The 17476-nt window shown below is 46.1% G+C and carries 11 protein-coding genes; 10 read left to right on the top strand and 1 reads right to left on the bottom strand.

Annotation, left to right across the window (positions count from 1 at the left end; genetic code table 11):
• The first annotated feature begins 155 nt into the window (after positions 1-155).
• On the top strand, positions 156-1760 hold the full coding sequence (locus BUA75_RS04020; protein ID WP_072873305.1) for a DUF4855 domain-containing protein: 1605 nt from the start codon (positions 156-158) through the stop codon (positions 1758-1760).
• On the top strand, positions 1757-3145 hold the full coding sequence (locus BUA75_RS04025; RefSeq protein ID WP_072873306.1) for a stalk domain-containing protein: 1389 nt from the start codon (positions 1757-1759) through the stop codon (positions 3143-3145). Before BUA75_RS04020 ends, BUA75_RS04025 begins: the two co-directional genes overlap by 4 nt.
• Here the strand turns inward: BUA75_RS04025 and BUA75_RS04030 are convergent.
• Entirely contained in the window at positions 3142-6309 is a 3168-nt protein-coding gene (locus tag BUA75_RS04030) for an MMPL family transporter (protein ID WP_072873307.1), read from the bottom strand. The two genes, BUA75_RS04025 and BUA75_RS04030, sit on opposite strands and share 4 nt — an antisense overlap.
• Positions 6310-6585: 276 nt before the next feature.
• On the opposite strand from BUA75_RS04030, the gene BUA75_RS04035 reads away from it, so the two are divergent.
• From BUA75_RS04035 to BUA75_RS04070, 8 genes are all read left to right on the top strand, one after another.
• Complete coding sequence (locus BUA75_RS04035) at positions 6586-7086, top strand: CcdC family protein (RefSeq protein WP_072873308.1); 501 nt, start codon at positions 6586-6588, stop codon at positions 7084-7086.
• 139 nt (positions 7087-7225) lie between these two features.
• A complete protein-coding gene (locus BUA75_RS04040) occupies positions 7226-8422 on the top strand; it encodes a D-alanyl-D-alanine carboxypeptidase family protein (protein WP_083574061.1) in 1197 nt (398 codons plus the stop codon).
• Positions 8423-8562: 140 nt separating this feature from the next.
• Positions 8563-11226 (top strand): transglycosylase domain-containing protein, encoded by a 2664-nt coding sequence (locus tag BUA75_RS04045; protein WP_072873310.1) that lies wholly within the window; start codon positions 8563-8565, stop codon positions 11224-11226.
• 237 nt (positions 11227-11463) lie between these two features.
• Positions 11464-11931, top strand: coding sequence for a helix-turn-helix domain-containing protein (locus BUA75_RS04050; protein ID WP_072873311.1), 468 nt, complete (start codon positions 11464-11466; stop codon positions 11929-11931).
• A 4-nt stretch (positions 11932-11935) separates the two neighbouring features.
• Complete coding sequence (locus tag BUA75_RS04055) at positions 11936-13849, top strand: MFS transporter (protein ID WP_072873312.1); 1914 nt, start codon at positions 11936-11938, stop codon at positions 13847-13849.
• A gap of 46 nt (positions 13850-13895) precedes the next feature.
• Complete coding sequence (locus tag BUA75_RS04060) at positions 13896-14732, top strand: hypothetical protein (protein ID WP_072873313.1); 837 nt, start codon at positions 13896-13898, stop codon at positions 14730-14732.
• 201 nt (positions 14733-14933) lie between these two features.
• The gene (locus BUA75_RS04065; protein WP_165611944.1) at positions 14934-16262 is read left to right on the top strand and encodes an SGNH/GDSL hydrolase family protein; all 1329 of its coding nucleotides are present in this window, start codon (positions 14934-14936) and stop codon (positions 16260-16262) included.
• 3 nt (positions 16263-16265) lie between these two features.
• The gene (locus BUA75_RS04070) at positions 16266-17414 is read left to right on the top strand and encodes a class D sortase (RefSeq protein ID WP_072873315.1); all 1149 of its coding nucleotides are present in this window, start codon (positions 16266-16268) and stop codon (positions 17412-17414) included.
• Positions 17415-17476: the final 62 nt, after the last annotated feature.

Raw genomic sequence — 17476 nt, forward strand, 5'->3', positions numbered from 1 at the left:
GCAGCCATAAATTTGACGTTTTATCAAAGTTTTTTTGTCGGAAATATGACGAATTGGTAACTATCATCTAAAACCTCCATGCATCCACGAAGATTTCTATAAAATGGGATTCATTAGATTTTGCTATGTTTTGAATGTGGAATGAGGAGGACATCATGAAAAGACAGCGAGTCATTCAAATGGCATTGGCGTCTTTGTCGAGCGTAGCCTGGTTGGGAGTGAGTTCATGGACAAGTGCCGATGCTGCTTCCATCTGGACGAATCTAGCGAGTCAAGCTACTTTGAAAATTTCCGTCACAGGCTATCCGGATCAACAGTTTGCTGAACAGGAAGATGCTTATCAAGGGAATCTATTGCAAGGCAGTGCTTGGCAGGGGTTTAGTCATCAGGGGGGGCGAGAGTTAGATATTCATTTGCCTCAACCAGCGGTGGTACATGCCTTATCCATCGATGTGCGACAATATTTACCAATGGGAATTTACTACCCATCATATGTCCAGTTTGAAGTTAGAGAGAACGGAGTTTGGCATACGCTCGGACGAGTTTATAATGATCGATCTCGTATCGGCCTCAGAGATAGTTCGCAACGCTTTACACTTTATTTTCCACCTACGCAAGGTCAGACGTTTCGGATTCTTTTTCCTGTCCATGTCTGGGTTTTTGCCCGTCAAATCGCTTGTATGGGAACCTATCAGGCTGTTTCTGACGCGAAGACGGCTAATGATTATCCGATTTCCAGCGTGACTCCTGCGAATACGACGGGTCAAGCTTTAACACCTGCATCCGCCAATCAAATAGAGAACATGTTGCTTGTTAACGTATCACCGGACAGTCCGCTCTACACCTCAAGTCAGTTTGCCTCATTAGTAGCTTATGATAATCAGCAGAATGAGCCGGTAGCTCCTTTTTTCAATACGATTCTTTTCCTTGCAGATGGTTCTGTGCAAGATAACAAAAGTGCTTGGAATCAATATTTGGGAAACTTGTTTTCTTCTCATGGCCAATTAGCTCAACTGCAGGAGGCAGTTTATCAAGACAATGCCAAGCTTGGTACTCCAAATGCTGTAGAGAATGTCGTTTTGACCCTACCATCGACTCCGTACAACGGTGGCGATTTTGGTGAAATAGACGGTCAGGACTTGTCATTCAATCCAACTTTGACGCATCCCTTTGCTGTGCAAGCACGAGAAGCTGCCATTCAATGGTTTTTGCAAAAAGCTGTACAGGATTTCGCGGCAGGTGCTTATCCCAATTTGCGCTTGGCTGGCTTTTACTGGCAGCGAGAAGATTGTCCATCCGACGCTCTAGGAGAGAAACAACTGATTCAATATAGCAGTGCCCTGTTGGCTAAGGACAAGCTGCCACTTCTATGGATACCCTTTTACGCGGCCAGTGGCGTCACAGTATGGAAGCATCTGGGTTTTCAGGCTGCATGGCTGCAACCCAATTATGCTGAACTTGGCAATCAGGCTTTTCCGGCACGATTGACAAACGCAGCAGACATTGCAGAGCGTTATGGTATGGGATTGGAACTGGAATGGACGCGTCTGACTCCTAATGGCGAAACGCTCTATGTCCAACAACTGCAACAATTTGCAGCGGATGGATTAGGTCAAGGTGTTTCCCACGCTTTTTACGATGGCGCCAATTTTTTATCTCACGCTGAAGCTTCGGCTAATCCATTTACACGCGCGATTTATGATGATACTTATGATTTTGTTTCTGGACAATATAACAAGATAGGAGCACCCATTCAATGAGAATCGTACGTTCCCTTTGTACTGCGGCTCTATTGATGACCTTCTGCCCGACTGTGGTTTTGGCCAGTACTCAAACCTCCCATCATCTTGAAGGTTCACAAGAGTTTGTGACAACCATTCGTATCAACGGCAAAGGTATGGATAGACCTTATGGGCGAGTTTATCAAAACACGACTTTTATACCGATTTGGTATGTGATGCAGGCGTTGAATTCTTTTCAATATCAGAGTCAGTGGAACGGGAAACAATGGGAAATCACTGCACCATCCGTTTCTTCTTCCTCACTATCCCGCATAGGCGGTAAAGGCAACATGACCATCTTCCTCAACGGCCAAAAGGTGGCCCAAGTTCCTTCTTTCGTTGCGCCCGATCCGTTAACGAAAAAGGCCACAACGTATGCGCCGATTTGGTATATCATGCAAATACTCAAACAAGCTGGGGTAATTTCTATATGGAAAGATCACATCTGGTCCATGCAAACCGTCACGCCTTCCAAACAAACTTCTCCAACTCTATCTCTTCCACCTGTACTCCCTTCCAACGAGGTGGCTGCAGGTTCCTTTGTCTTGCAATTTTTGACTGAGGAAGGGGAATTGCCACCCCATAGTACTCCTTTGCAGGCCATGTCATTCGCAATTCAAAATGGTTGGTGGGACACGAATTCTACACAGCATACAGAATACTTGGGTGCCTATGAACCACTTACTGTTGAAGAGGCGGAGCAATTAGACTGGAATTTTCTCGGCATGAGTAATCCTGCCTTTCAACCCGGCGGAAGTATGTCGGCTTGGGCTCAATTCATTGGCCTCAATCCTGCTGGTTTAAGTTTAACGGCTGATGTTACACCTACTGAAGCCGATGCCATGTTACATGTGATAGCAGATGACTCACAGGGCTATCAGGCTTTAAAAGAGCATCAATGGCAGATTGTATATCCACCAGAAAATGAAGCTATGGCTACCTTTCAAGGGGATATGACAGCCAATGGTCAACCTTTTTTCACATCCAATCAAGCTGTTCAACAAGTGATTCAAGACACCTATCAATTTTTTGATGGTATCCAAGTTCAGGCTTCATCGAATGGTAAGCAATGGATTGTCACTCTGCCCAACGTCAGTGCGGCAGGTGAGTTTTACATAGCCAGTTCGAACAATGCGAATTACAGTGTGAATGGCGGGCAAACGTGGCAGACTGTCAATCGTTTAAACAGTCTGCGTTTGAATGAGCATTCATCTGTACAAATACAACTACCTGATACGTCTGCCCTTTCACTGAGCTATAATGTTCTATTGCCCAATTTGGGGGGCTCTACAACGCTTGGTGAAATGACCTTACGTCTCAATTCAGCTGAACAGTTGCAAGTTCATCGTGATCAACTAGATTAGTTTGTTTCTATTTGTCGAAAACGCTTGGCAAATGGCCAATGATGAGCCAATCCTACAATGGCTGTTGCGGACGGCACAAATAGGCCAAGCAAAATAAGAGCGTAGAGCATGAGACCTATAATCACAGCCAAACCAATTTCCATCAATGAAGTGACGCCAGAGACGATTAGGCTGCCAAATGTCCCTGCCATAATGATGGCTGCAGAGAAGACAACTCCCCCCATACGCAACATAGCCGCACGCATAGCGCTTGCTGGAGCGTCTGGCGATTTTTTGAGTTCTTCATCAAAGCGCGCCATCAAGAACATGGAATAATCAACTCCAAGAGCAACCAGCAACAAGAAGACAAAGAAGGGCACAGGCCAGGAAAGACCTGGCTTGTGCAGCACATGTATGGTCAATGTCTGTACCAAGCCCATGCTGACGAAATAGGTTCCCATTAACGAGATCATGATATAAAGCGGTGCCAAAATGGACTGCAACATGAAAATCAACAACAAAAAGATACAAGCAGAGATAATCGATACGGTACGGACAAAGTCATCCGTCGAAACTTGATTGAGCGCGTTTTGAACGGCCGTAGGTCCTGCAGTATAGATATTGCTTCCCTGATAAGGTGTAGCGGCAAGAGCAGTAGCGGCGTCTTGTTGGAGTTCTCCTAACTGTTGCATGGCCGTCAGGGAATAAGGATTATGATTCAGAACTACACTGATGGTTGCAACATGGCCATTGGCTGAAATATAGGCGTTCATCGCCTGTTGTAAACCTTGGTTACTATTCAATGTATGGGCAGGCACAAAAAATCCTGGATTCCCCTGACTTGCAGCCATGCTGGATTCCCTCAAGGCATTTTGGATCTGTTGAACACCTTGCTGTAATCGACTCATACCTTTTCCTGCTTTTTGTAAATTCTGATCCACAGGTGCGAGAACTGCCGTAAATTGTTCTACTCCAAGGGCAACTTGTCGATTTCCGTTTGCCAATTGAGATGCCCCGTTGGCTAATTGACGAGTCCCCGCTGCCAAGGCCTGTCCAGCTTCGTTCAATCGACTCGCTCCATTGGCAATTCCTTCAATACCTGAGGTTAATTGCGTTGCGCCGTGATTCAGTTGCTGATTGGCTTTGGCTAACTGACTTGCGCCACTCGCAAGTGGTCCCAGTCCTTCTGTTAATTTTTTCGTACCAGCAGCCAATGCTTCCGTACCGCTTGCCACCTTTGTCGATCCGTTTTTGGCTGCTGTGGCGAGGGCTAAAATCTGTTGCCAAGCTGGATTGGTATTGTCGTTAGGATGCGACTGGCTCCATGCTGCAAGGGCATTTGCCAATTGATTCGCTGCCTGTGCTAACTGATTGGCGCCGTTTGCTGTTTGCTCGCTGCCGTCTGCCAGTGTGCTTGCAGCTTGGTTGGCGTTTGTCAAACCCTGTGCTAATTGATTGGCTCCATTGGCACTTTGAGCAGCACTTTTTGCCAACTGTTGCGTACCTTGATTGAATTGCTGGGCTCCGGATGCTAATTGACTTGTTCCTTTGGAAAGTTGGCTAGCTCCTACTGCTGCTTGACTGATTTTTCCTGATAATTGTTGAGCTCCGTTGGCGACACGCTGGGCACCTTTTTGTAAAGCGGTGAGTCCCTCTTGATTGCCGCTGCTTTGACTGAAGCCGGATTGTAATTGTTGTAATCCAGCAGACACCTGTTGCAGACCGTTGGCTGCAATTTGATTTTGTTTCGCTAATGTGAATAAGGAAATCGCTTTGCCGGTAGGTTGTGTGGCACTCATGACCTCACTTACACCAGGTTCAGAGGAAAGTGTATGTGAAACATCTTGAATAGCGGCAAGCCCTGCTTGGCTGCGGAAATTTTTTTGGCTATAAAGAACGATGGTGGAAGGGAGAACATGTCCCTGACCGAAGGCGTTGGCCACTACATGAAAGCCTTGTACAGATGGAGCGTTAGGGATATCGTCCATAGGATTGAAGGTTCGGTCATCGCTAAATAGCATACCTATCGGGGTAAGGATGGCTAGAAGTACAAGCATGGTCCACCAAGGACGGCGTGTAGCGATACTACCTGTTTTCCCCCAGATACGTGAGGGAGGATGTTCACTTCCTGGCATCGGACGGCGAGGCCAAAAAAGGCTTCGGCCCAAAATGGACATCCATGCGGGGGTAAAGGTGAGAATCGCGAGCAGAGCTATAAAAATACCAATGGAAACACCAACAGCGGATCGATAAAGTCCAAAATGGGCAAAGCTGAGAGCTGCAAATGAGACGAGTACTGTCGAGGCGCTAAAAAGAACTGTACGGCTAACAGAACGAAGCGTGGCTTCAATAGCGTCCGTTAATGTTTCGTGATTTCTCGTTAATTCCTCTCGAAATCGATTGAGAAAGATAATGGAGTAGTCTGTTCCGGCTCCGAATAGCACGGCGATAAGAAAGGTCTGTGTAAAAGTAGAGACGGGTAAGCCTCGCTCTGCCAACCATGCTACCACCGACGAAGAAATGAGAAAGGATATACCGATGCTCAGCAAAGTTACCAGAGGTGCGAGCAAGGAACGAAAAACTATCAACAGAATAATCAGTACCAGGGCAACGGTCACTCCAGCGGTCTTTTCCACACCTTGCTGAGATATGGTTGAATCATCCCATTGGATAGGCACATCGCCAGTAAAGTAGATATGGCTTCCGGACGGGTTTTCGGTAAACCACTGTTTCAGTTTTTGTAGACTTTTATCGGTAGAACCAGCAATATCTCCACCAGGAAAGTTAACAATAGCGATTTCCGTTGTTTTATCTTGGCTGATAAAGGCACTCTGGTCAGCCTTGGTGTTCTCTGCGTCTGCCATGCTACTGATGCCATAAGTTTGTTTGTGGGCATTCATATAGTTTAATTTATTTGAAAAGTACGTTTGATCTGCATGGGTGAGTCCGCCTTTTTGATAAATGGCAATTACAGCTGAACTTTGGCCGTTTTTACCCGGATTCACTTCTTTTAACAGGCGGCTAGCCACCATTACCTGGTTGTTGTTGGGTAAATAGTTAGTTTGTACGTGTAGAACGACACGGTTTAAATTCGGCAACCCTATCAAGCCGGCAACAGTTAGGGCCAGCCATAAGAGAAGAACCAGCCAGCGAAATCTGACAATAAAACGCGTATAAACCCCCATGAATTCTCTTCCCTCGTTTCTTGACTTTATAGTTATGTATTTAAATTATTTAGAGACAAAACATCATAACGACAGATTAACGACTTCTTTACTTGAGCTCAAGTAAAAAAAGGAAAATAATCTGGGTTGATGATAGGGTGTCGAGTAATCGTCAAAATTGCATGTCTGTCTGTATGGGCAAGTCCGTTATAATGTAAAAGCAGCGATGATAAGATTCGTGTTTGAAAACGCATCCCGCTTTGATGCGAGGGAATTTATTTGTCAGTCAGGAGAGAGGTGAGTGAAGTGACAGCTGAGATTCTCAGTTCACTAATTGCCGTCGTTTTTGCTTTGACTGTCATTTTTGTGCGTGTTCGGGCAAGTCGAAAACCAACAAACGCGCGAAAAATTTTAATTCCGCCAGTAGCCATGAGTACAGGATTTCTGATGTATATCGCGCCACAGACGCATGAACCATTTCTATACGCCGTCGCTGCTTTTCTGGTAGGTGTCATTTTTAGCTATCCGCTCATCTCCACCTCGAAAATGTATCGGGCTGAAGATGGCCATATTTATCTCAAACGCTCACGCGGTTTTATAGCCATTCTGCTGATTCTGCTTGCTTTACGGATTATTCTGCACACTTATGTAGAACAGTATGTGACCATCCTGCAGACAGGTTCTCTATTCTTTGTTCTTGCTTTTGGAATGATTTTACCATGGCGAATTGTTATGTATTTGAGGTATCGTCATCTTGCTGGACAACGAGTGGCTGCTGCTTCTGAGTCAGCATCATGAATGGTCTTGAAAGCAAGATTATGTATAAAATGTTTTTCAGCCCTATCTAAGTTCTGGATGAGACATCAAACCTAAAAAGAGAGTAAACCTGACGGCTGGCTTTTCATACGAAGGCAGATCAGGTGGTGGGAGGTACAGTGTGCGAATTCGTTGGATAGTATTACTCATTGTCTTGTTGGTGATTGCACTACCTGTTGTACAGTTGCTTCGTCCCATACCTTCAATTACTGCTACACCCATACTGGCATCAGATGCGCAGGTTCCTGGACAGGCTTCCATACGCTGGCCACAGCAAGGCGAAGCGGCACTGGAAGTTCTCGGGATCGGCGAAATGGGTCATTTCGGTTCCAACACTCCACTGCCCATTGCCAGTGTGACCAAGCTTATGACAGCTTATCTGACTTTGAAAAAATATCCTCTCGGCGTGGGTGAAAGTGGTCCGGAATTAACCATGACACCTAAAGATGTGCAAGTTTATCAAGAAGATGTGGCTCAAGGCGAATCTGTGATGAAAGTGGTTGCGGGGGAAAAACTTTCCGAGCGCCAGCTTTTAGAAGGTTTGTTACTTCCTTCAGGTAACAATGTTGCTTACATTCTGGCTCACTGGGTCGCCGGCAGTCAGTCTGCTTTTGTCCAGCAGATGAACGCTGAAGCTAAAAAACTTGGCATGACTCATACGCATTACGTGGATGCGAGCGGTTTTAACCCGGGCAGTGCGAGTGATGCTCAGGACTTGTTAAAGCTGTTCAACAAAGTGATTCAAATTCGGGCTTTTCGAGATATTTCCGGCATGGCCCAGGCTACCGTGCCTGTTGCAGGAACGATATATAATGTAGATTATAATTTAGGTCAAGGTGGTATTTTTGCTGGTAAAACTGGAAGTACGCCACAGGCGGGGGGGTGTTTCGTCTTTGCATCCAAAAAGATGGTAGATGGCAAAAAAGCGACCATTCTGGGTGTGGTCCTGGGGCAGGAAGGGTTACAACCTTTAATGAATGCCTTAAATGAAGGTGTATCTCTTTCTGAGCAGGCGCAAAAAATGATTCGCGTGGTTCAAGTTTTACCTGCTCAAACACCTGTGGCTCAATTGTCTGTACCATGGATGTCGAATCCAATAACAGTGACAACCACTTCACCCATTAGCATGGTTGGTTGGCCTGGAATGACTGTCCATCGCGTTGTACACTTAGATTCAATGAAGGCACATAGCATTGCTGCTGGGCAAACCATTGGTACTGTAACCGTGATTGCGGGAAATCAAAAGATCAGTGAAACATTAACAGCACCAACCAGTATTCCCGCACCATCGTATAGTTGGCGTTTAAAACATATTTAAGGTAAGAAAACACAAAAGAGTTGGGGGCACGGGTAAAGAAGTCTATGTGATGGCTTCCCGTGCCCTTTTCCTCATCTTCTGTTAGACTGTCAGAAAGTATCATTATCGATGAATAAGGCTCCGGCCAAGGAGGGAACCTTTTGCGATCGAAGCGACCTACAGCACCTGCTGGAAAAAATACGACCAAAGCAGTAAAAGGCGGATTTTCCATTGGAAAGTTAATTTTGACGCTGATTATTGTTCTTTTGGTAGTGGTTATCCTATTTACTGTAGGATTCTTTCTGTTGGTGCAGTTTACACCTTTTAATGCAGCTAAAATGAATGATTTTAATTCGCCAACCGTTGTCTATGATGGTAATGGACAAAAATATATAACGATTGGCAATGGTTCATCCTCGATTCCCTATCAGGATATTCCAAAGGATTTACAGAACGCTTTAGTGGCTACAGAAGACCATACCTTCTGGAGTTCGCCATCGAGTATCGATTTCCGTTCTATTTTACGTGCAGCTTATGTCGATCTGCTTGCTGGCGGAGCCGATCAAGGTGCTAGTACCATTCAGGAACAATTGGCGAAGATGGTCTACTTAACCGACAACAAGTCGATTTCTTACAAGGTTAAACAAGTGGTCTTGGGTGTTCAATTATCTCGTCATTACACCAAACAAGAGATTTTAACCATGTATCTGAATCGAGTTTTTTTGGGATCTAATGCTACAGGTGTCGAACAGGCGGCCAAATTGTATTTTGGCGTAGACTTGCGCAAAGATCCTCACTTGACGCTAGATCAGGCTGCGCTTTTAGCTGGCTTGCCTCAAGCGCCTTCTGCATACGATCCGTTGCTGCATCCGCATGCAGCCATAGCGCGGCGCAATATTGTCTTGCAAAATATGGCTAACTACGGCTATATCTCGCAGGCCAAAGCAGATTGGGCTATGAAGCAACCTTTGGGTGTTTCTGCACATTCTATGGGTGAAAGTGGTTGGAGCCAACATCCACTTTTCACGAATTTTCTCTTTGATTGGGCTCAGCGTCATGGCATCTCGCCAGAAGAACTTTCACAGGGCGGCTTGAAAATTTATACGACGATTGACCCCAATGTTCAGGCGGCTTTGCATCAAGTATTCTTTACGAATAAATATGACAATGATTGGCCAGGCCCCACAACCGGTACAGTAGTTGAAGGCGGCGCCATCTTCCTTGATCCAAAAACGGGTGCAATCTTAGGCGCAGCAGGCAGCCGTAAACAAGATTACACAAGACTAGGCATTGATCGTGTCTATTCGCTTAGTTCACCGGGATCGTCCATCAAACCGATTATGGATTACGGCCCTGCTATCGAAAGTGGCAAATGGAACTATTTGTCCGTTTTGGACGATACTCCACATGATTTTGGCGGTGGGTATACGCCGGAAAACTGGAATCCCAATGCGCCACCGAAAATTACCTTGCAATACGGTATCCAGTGGTCCCAGAATGTTGCTTCTGTCTGGTTGCTGCAGCAAATCGGCATTCAAAACGGTGTGAGCTTTGCGGAAAATGATGGTATACCTGTCAGCCAACAGGCGTCTCATCAGTTGGGTATTGCTATTGGTGGGAATCTCGATGTCAGTCCGATCATGATGGCGCAGGCGTATGAGCCGTTTGATGACAATGGTGTTCAAATGGAAGCGCATCTTATCAATAAAATTGTCAACGCATCCGGTCAGGTCATTTATCGCGATCCGGTTCAAGCCAAGCAGGTCATGACACCTCATACGGCTCACGTATTAACCCGTTTGATGCAAGATGTTGTCGATTTTGGAACGGGTCAGTTAGCGCAAATTCAGGGATGGGGTGTGGCTGGTAAAACAGGGACAGTCCAGTATTCTCCTGGATTGGTAGGCAATCATCCAAATTGGGTAAGAACGGGCTGGTTTGACGGTTACACGCCGAATATTGTGGGTTCCATTTACATCGGCTATGACGTGACAACCCCAGAACATCATATGTCTTGGGTGACGCTCGACCCATCAGGCAATGCCGCTGAACTTTGGCGAGACGTGATGGTTAACGCGCTTGCTGGTCAGACGCCGCAACAATTTCCGGAAGGTCCCTATCCTTATGCAACAGGTCTGCCGAATGCAGCTATGAACACTTCACAGCCTATTTCTGGTTTACAGGCTAGTTACAACGCCAGCCAAAATCAGGTTATTCTCAACTGGAAGGCGAATGGCCAAAACAATGGTTGGGTCTATCAAATTTCGCGCGCAGAAGACAGTTCATCCAATGCAAGCAACAGCAATAACAGCGCAAGCAATACAACAAACAACAGTTCTTCTGCAAACAGCAGTAATTCAAGTTCAAGCAGCTTGACTTTCATTGGTCAAACGCAAAATACCACGTTTGTCGATCCCGGTGTTGTGCAGGGGAACACGTACACGTATCAAGTTCAGGCGTATGATCCTTCTACGCAGCAGACAGTGGGCTCTCCCTTGACAGTAACCATTAATGTGCCGTCTGCCACTTTGCCCAATCAAGGCAACGGTCCAGGTAACAACAATCCCGGCAACCCACCTGGACAGGGACCAAATGGACCGGGAAGTGGTCAGGGAAACGGCACAGGCCCGGGAAACACCACGGGAAATAATACGAATGGTGGCAACCCGGGCAACACCACTGGAAATTCTTCGAGTACTGGGAATACGGGTTCTCCACCTTCACCGCCAGCGCCTGGAGGACAGGGGAATTCAGTGCCTGTAGGAAACTCGGTGCTACCGACATCGGCACCTGCACCCAGTAAACCAAAATCGAGCAAACATTAATGAAATTTCTAGAATAGAGATTTTCCACACCTCACCCTTCTTTAACTCAGGGGGTGAGGTTTTTTGAGTTGTCTGTAATTGTTATTGTGAGCTAAAGAAATATGGGCAATTTAATGAAATCAAAAAAAATCCGTAAAGAAATCGCTTCCTTACGTTGACGTAAGGTTACATTTTCGTTAGTATCTTTTTGTGAGGCGAAATATCAGAGTGTCTAAAATCAACAACGAGGTGGGGAGAGTGGAACAAGCGGAGGCGGAACTGTCTGTAGAAGCCGTCTGCCAGCGGCTTGGGCTGACGGCGAGAACACTGCATTATTACGAAGAAATTGGCCTGATTTCGCCAAAATCTCGAACAAGCGGTGGACACCGCCTATACGATGAAAAGGTCGTGGGCAAGCTTGAGCAAATTGTCCGCTTAAAAAATCATCTGGGATACTCTCTCAATGAGATTCGTCATATGCTGGATGTGGAGTCTAGGCTTGACCAGATTCGTCTCAATGCGGACAATGCGTGTCTCAGTGAAGAGATTCGCCGTTCTGAGCTTGAGGAAGCGGCTGATATGCTGCGCAGCACACTTTCTCAAATTCAGTTAAAAATGCAAAATCTGCAAAATATGAAAAATCGTTACGAAGAAAAACTTCGCATGACAGAAAAAGCTTTAGAGACAAAAAAATATACATTTATTTCACAGAAGGGGAGTGAGTAGGCGCATGTCTACATCAGTTGCAGCCGTCAATGCATCAGGGCGTGGCTCATCTTATAAATGGGTAGCATTATCTAACACGACGCTCGGTGTTTTGATGGCCTCTATTAACCAGACCATTCTTATTATTGCTTTACCTGCCATTTTTAAAGGTATTCAAGTCGATCCGCTGGCGGGCAATCAGACTTCGCTTTTACTCTGGGTTTTACTTGGTTTCAATGTGGCTACTACTGTTTTTCTTGTTACTTTTGGACGACTGTCGGACATGTTTGGGCGAGTTCGGCTTTATAATCTTGGGTTTTTCATCTTTACCATTGGCTCAATTCTATGTTCAATCACCTGGAGCAAAGGTGTGGCCGGTGAGGTTGAATTAATCATCTTCCGCTTGGTGCAGGGTGTCGGCGGCGCATTGCTGTTTGCAAACAGTTCTGCGATTTTAACAGATGCTTTTCCAATGGAACAACGCGGTTTTGCTTTAGGATTAAACCAGATTGCTGCAGTGGGTGGCAGCGTTATTGGTCTGGTTGTTGGTGGTTTGTTGGCTGATGCTGGAGATTGGCGCTGGATTTTCTTAGTCAATGTTCCGGTGGGTATTTTTGGAACCATATGGGCGTATCTGGCTTTGAAAGAGATTGGCGTCAAGGTAAAAGCTTCGCTTGATTTGCTCGGGAATTTGTTTTTGGGATTGGGAATTCTTGGTATTATGCTGGGTTTGACATATGGTATCATGCCTTATGGCACAAGCTCCATGGGTTGGGGAAATCCGTGGGTCGTCACAGCTTTGGCTGGCGGCGTAGTCTGTTTGATTGTGTTTGTCTTTGTAGAGATGAACGTGGAGCATCCGCTTTTCCAGTTGCATTTATTTGCGCACCGTTCGTTCACATTAGGCAATATTGCCTCACTATTTGCTGCCTTGGCTCGCGGTGGTTTGTCATTTATGTTAATCATTTGGCTGCAAGGTATCTGGTTGCCGCTCCATAACGTTTCGTTCTCTCATACACCATTACAGGCAGGCATTGACACGCTGCCGCAGATGGTCGGATTCTTGGTAGCAGGACCTATTAGCGGGTATTTGTCAGACAAAGCAGGCGCGAAATGGTACACGTTTGCTGGCATGATTATTACAGCTGGTGGTTTTGCACTTATCAATACTTTACCGTTCAATTTTCATTATTGGACGTTCGCAACGTATCTTTTCATCATTGGTATAGGTATGGGTGTCTTCTCTTCGCCAAACTCAGCCATTATCATGAATTCTGTGCCACCGCGTTATCGAGGGGTTGCCTCGGGAATGCGAGCCACTTTCATGAATGCTGGACAGTTAATGAGTATGGGTCTCTTCTTCAGTATTGTGATTAGTGGATTGGCCAGTCGTTTGCCGCAAGCGTATTTGAATGGGTTGAGCCAACATGGCGTACCACTTCCGTATGCAGAAATGGTCTCCAAACTTCCGCCTACAGCGTCTCTCTTTGCTGCGCTTCTTGGCTATAATCCAATGGCTCATTTGTTGCCAGCGCAGATTTTGAACAATCTGTCCGCGGCGAATCGTTCTACATTGCTCGGTATGCATTTCTTCCCAAACATGATTGGGCCAGCATTCCATCATGGGTTGGCTTTAGCGTTCTGGATTTCAGGCGGTCTTGCTCTTCTGGCAGCTATTGCCACTGTTTTTTGTAAAACCAATCGTGTGGCTGCGGTTGCCGAGCAAATGCAGTCAAAAGCGGATTTGCCGAAATCCACAGGTTTGCTTAGTTCAGTAGAAATTGCTCGTATGGAAAGATTGGGTCTGATTGCTTTGCATCAAGCACGCACAGGACTTTTACCGGATGCTCCGGAGGAAGAAAAGGAAAAAGCGCGCCGCGCGATTCAATTATTGCAGCAAGTTTTGGAACATAAACAGAATGTCAGTCTAAGCAGCTAGCTGATGGGTTCATCGTGATCGGGCAGAAAGAAAGGGGATGGAAGCTATGGATATCCAACGTTTGGCGGAAAATGTATTGGAAGATTTGGAGCACAGCAAGACTTCAGGTCATCATCATAAAACGGAAAAAAGTTCGCTGGATGTGGCTATGGAGCGTGTATTAAAGCAAATGATTGAGCCGCAGGCAGCAGAACCAACCAAGAAGCCGGAGGAACAGTCGCTGGCCTCGCAGGCGGCGACCGTACTTCGCCAACTGGCGCAGACACATGAGATAGCGCCCATTCAAACAGAGGTAGCAGCCACCAGTAACGTGGATACGGATGACGTGCAACATTTTTTATCGCTGCTTCTCGAAGACGTAGAGCGAATGACTGAAGAACACCGAACAGAGCCGTTAGCTCATCAGCCGTTTGTCTCATCTTCATTGAACGAGACTCCTGTTGCTTCTGCTAGTAACGTTTCCAGTGGGGTCAAGCGTGTACCTGTAAATAGACATCCATTCCGTCTGGTCTCACAAGGATTGCAAAGTGGAAAATTGGATGATTGGATTCAACGCTTTTACAAGTTGCATGAAGAAACTCGCGTACTCGGATGGATGGCCTATCAAAATGGACACAGTATTGCTTCGGACAGAGATTATGATGAAGAAATTGAGATTGTCCTGTTGCAATATCTGCAGACACTCCAGAATTTGCAACAACAAATTGAGGGCATGAATTTGGATAAATCATCTATTCATAGTGTACAGGGTCAAATCAACTTCTATTGGATGGAAGATAATATGGTCCTGATTGTATTTACAGATTCAGATCATCATGAGCGGGATTGGTTGCAGGATTTACTTTCTGCGCCGGTTGCTGCTACTGTAGCGCACGGACAATAACTGTTTCAAGCCATTGAGAAATCGAGCAGATACGGATAGCCTGGCAGGGATGATTGAATCCTTGCCAGGCTTTTTTTTAACTATTTCTTCTTTTCAATGATTTGGTATATGATGAAAGACAGACAAGCAGACATTGTGTCAGTCACTGAAGTATTCTTTACGAATTTGGATTTGAAAGTGGGTCAAAGGAGCGCGATGGATATGAAAGGAAAGCATACTACGCGCCTGATTGCTGGCGCAGTGGGTGCAGCAGGGTTAGTGGCGCTACTGAGCGCACCAACGGTTATGGCGGCAACGCAAGCCCCCATGGAAGGCACCTTGGTGGCACTGGGGGATTCTATTACGTTTGGGTATAACTTGCCAGATACTGCTGGCAATACAACTCCCTCTGTGGAAGCGTTTCCTGATTGGATGGCAAAACAATATCACCTTTCTGTTACGAATCTTGGCGTGCCTGGATGGACGTCAAAAGATTTGCTGCTCAATTTGCAACAACCAGACATTTCTTCGAGTATTCAACACGCAAGTCTGATTACACTGGACATTGGCAGCAACGATTTACTTCATTTTGCCGCTCGCTATAATCTGTTGCAAGATGCTTCCACAGTTGCTACCACCTATGGGCTGCAACTGACGCCGTCAGAGATGCAAAGTGGTATGCAGCTCGTTGACCAATTTAAAGAAAATTTGCAGGCCACATTAGCAGCCATTCGTAAAGAAAGTCAGGCACCCATTATTTTATATACGCTCTATAATCCCTTTCCTTCTGGTAGTCCCTTGCATCAGGTGACCAATCAATTTCAAGGAATGATGGATGACATTATTCGCCAGGAGGCAGCCTCTTTCCCTAAAGTGGTTGTAGCTCATGCGCATTCAGCTTTTGCCGGTCATCAATTGGAATATGTTGATCTATACCTGCATGATGTCCATCCCACTCTGCAAGGACAAGAAGTATTGGCACAGGTTGGTGAGTCAGCACTGGCTGAAGCTCATCTTAGCCCTCTTTCCATTCCTGTCACGTCTTCTGTCAGCGCCGATGCACAAATGAAACCAAGTGGCAGCGTGGTTACCGGACAGTTGGGTGCTCTCAAATACACCGTTTCCGCATTAGCAGGTGCAGTGAGTTCAAAATCAGAAGTGCTGTTTGTGAGTCTGCCTCCCTCGCAAGTTCAAGGAATGATACCAGCGGGCGATCGCGTGGTAACCAGTTTCTCCCTCAATTTTTCAGCCAATACAAGCTTAAAAGCGCCTTTAAGTGTCCAATTACAATTCCCTTCTCTGCAAACAGGAGATGAATTGGTTCAGAAGACCCCCGGTGGTTGGCAATCGGTGCAAACGGCGTCGTTTCAACCGGGCAGCGTCAAGTTCTCAGTTTCTACACCAGGTGAATATGTGGTTCTTTCACCGGTCATACAAACTGTTTCAGCAACCAAGCCAGTTACGGGAGTTCCTGTATTGCCGGAAGCTGCTATGGCATTAGCTTTTCTAGGATTTGGCGCGGGTGTTTTGCGGATTGCCCGGCGCAGGTAAGTCATGCAAAAGCTTTCCAAACGTTGGTTGACTATTATCGGCATTGCGCTCTGCGTCATAGGGCTTGGCATAGCAGCTAGAATTCCATTTTTTTATCTGAGAAGTCGCGTTATTGGGCAAGCCGAATTGGCGAAGGCCAAACAAATGTTGCGTTCCAGTCGTCAGTCTCTGGCTCCACTTTCTCCTGCAGCCTCAGCGTTAGCAGCATCTCTTGGGGGCGTACCATCTGCCCCCCTGATGGGTATACTGCAAATTCCAAGTCTATCTGTTCGCGTACCCGTTTTGCAGGGAACTGACGATACGGTGCTCAATGTAGCTGCTGGACATCTAAAAAACAGTGCTGAACCGGGACAACCTGGTGCTAGTGTCATTGCCGCGCACAACGCAACCTGGTTTCGCCACATCAATCGACTGAAGAGTGGTGACCAACTGGTATTTGAGTCTTATGGACAAACCTATATATATCAGGTTACAGGACATGAAATCGCACATGTGGGTGCAAGCGTACCCAATACGGTAGCTCCCAGCATGATTTTGGAAGCTTGTTATCCCCTCGATGCGCTCTATTTAACACCCTATCGCTATCTGGTTTTTGCTCGGCTTGTTGCTGTACAGGCTACGCCTCAATCCGTACTTGCTGCTCATACGAGTGACATTTACAGCGTGCAATTGTCGAAAAAACTTATGGATTCGCCACAAATTCAACTGGCCAACAATCCATTACCCATGGGCACGTTGATATACACAGGCAATCCTTCTCCTGCCTATCAACAGAGCAATGCGCCGCTGTCCGCCGCCAATGCCATTACAGAATTATTTCTGGCATTTGTGCATATGTCAGCAGAAAATCGAATCCCAGAACTTTACGCGTTACTTCATCCTGATGCAAAAGTGATCCCTGTTGCCTGGCAGAAACAAATCACACAGATGGATCCCCTGCTGCATCATTCCATCCAACAAGTACATTATGCATCCCAGTTTGATGTTCAACTTGATGTTCAAGGAACACGTCTTTTGTTGGTAAAAGGTCGCGTAAAGATTCGCGTAGCAGGCCAAAATGAATGGCTGCGCGTGCAAGCCAGTGTTTCAGCACAGAATGTCGTGACACTTCACACATTCCAATTTATTCCCGAATCGCAATCAAATCCCTGATTATGGCTGACCATTTAAGGCCATACTCTCATCGATCCTGACTGCTCTGGAGTATGGATGAA

Source organism: Alicyclobacillus tolerans (genome assembly GCF_900142255.1).
In the GTDB taxonomy this organism is placed as follows: Bacteria; Bacillota; Bacilli; order Alicyclobacillales; family Alicyclobacillaceae; genus Alicyclobacillus_I; species Alicyclobacillus_I tolerans.

What these genes read in the sequence shown, in the direction of transcription:
- BUA75_RS04020 (WP_072873305.1), top strand. Translation starts at nt 156, where the DNA reads ATGAAAAGACAGCGAGTCATTCAAATGGCATTGGCGTCTTTGTCGAGC.
- BUA75_RS04025 (WP_072873306.1), top strand. Translation starts at nt 1,757, where the DNA reads ATGAGAATCGTACGTTCCCTTTGTACTGCGGCTCTATTGATGACCTTC.
- BUA75_RS04030 (WP_072873307.1), bottom strand. Translation starts at nt 6,309, where the DNA reads ATGGGGGTTTATACGCGTTTTATTGTCAGATTTCGCTGGCTGGTTCTT.
- BUA75_RS04055 (WP_072873312.1), top strand. Translation starts at nt 11,936, where the DNA reads ATGTCTACATCAGTTGCAGCCGTCAATGCATCAGGGCGTGGCTCATCT.
- BUA75_RS04060 (WP_072873313.1), top strand. Translation starts at nt 13,896, where the DNA reads ATGGATATCCAACGTTTGGCGGAAAATGTATTGGAAGATTTGGAGCAC.
- BUA75_RS04065 (WP_165611944.1), top strand. Translation starts at nt 14,934, where the DNA reads ATGAAAGGAAAGCATACTACGCGCCTGATTGCTGGCGCAGTGGGTGCA.
- BUA75_RS04070 (WP_072873315.1), top strand. Translation starts at nt 16,266, where the DNA reads ATGCAAAAGCTTTCCAAACGTTGGTTGACTATTATCGGCATTGCGCTC.